We start from the raw sequence: 922 nt of genomic DNA, 5'->3' as shown, positions 1-922 counted from the left end.
CTGCGGATCGAGGTTATCCAGTGCCCGATTTACCGCCAGTTCTCCCAGCATGATGATCTGCGCGATCCCCAGCAGGGCATTGCGCTGGGGGCCTTCGACGAACCCGGCAAGGTCACTGGCCATGACACTGGCCGAGGCCAGGGATTCACAGGCATGGGCCAACAGCGTTTCGGTATTGATATCCAGGACGATGGTGAACATGGCGCTGGGTTGGTGAGTTGGGGACGGGGCTTTCGGTGGGTTGAGGTGGGAGTCCAACGCCCGGTCGGCGGCTTCGTGGAGTTTTTTGGAGTTGGGGGAATCGTAGGGCGAAACGGTGTCGGTTTCAGGGGGATTTGGGGTGGGTTTGAACATGGTAAAACTCCTTGATCAATGGAGCCGCCACACATCGCTGCTAAACGAAAAGGTGGCGGCTGTACGCGGGTTAGCAGACCAGGGATCAAGGAACCCGGCGCACCGAAGTGCCCCACGCACAGCCACCATGACGCAGACTTGCCTGAACTCCGAGTGCGCAGACAGATCAAAGGGTGACACTGGCGAGCCTTGAAATTTACCGAGCTGCTAAACCCGATCGCTGGAAAAGTAGCGACACGAGAACGATAGAGACAAGGGCCAAGGCGCACAAGCCGGCGGATTCTGGCGTAGTTGTAGGTAACGACGCAAGGCAACGTAGCTTTCAGGAAGCAATCTTGAACGCTTTTAAACATGCCGTAGGGATTGGTTGGCTGTCAGGCCGCTATCGCTGGCAAGCCAAGCTCCCACAGGTTTTGTGGTCTATGCCGATTCAGCAGACGAAAACATCCATTGTAGGAGTGAGCCTGCTCGCGATGGTCGTTAACGATGACGCGGGCTATCTGAATGTCCGTGTCGCCCAATCGTTTTTCGCGAGCAGGCTCGCTCCTACAGGGATCGGGCACATCTG

The 922-nt window shown here is 57.2% G+C and carries 1 protein-coding gene and 1 pseudogene; one reads left to right on the top strand and one right to left on the bottom strand.

Going from position 1 to position 922, the window contains the following annotated elements; all coding sequences use genetic code 11:
- On the bottom strand, window positions 1-354 hold a 354-nt coding region (locus D8U18_RS23265), incomplete at its 3' end, for a DUF6124 family protein (RefSeq protein ID WP_131108545.1).
- Between the two features lie 335 nt (window positions 355-689).
- Here D8U18_RS23265 and D8U18_RS28890 point away from each other — a divergent pair.
- Window positions 690-922, top strand: a pseudogene (locus D8U18_RS28890) (hypothetical protein); the annotation flags it as partial.

Source organism: Pseudomonas sp. Sample_10 (assembly GCF_004321495.1).
GTDB lineage: Bacteria > Pseudomonadota > Gammaproteobacteria > Pseudomonadales > Pseudomonadaceae > Aquipseudomonas.
Note: the sequence above shows the minus strand (reverse complement) of the source record. Positions and strands in the feature narration are given on the sequence as shown.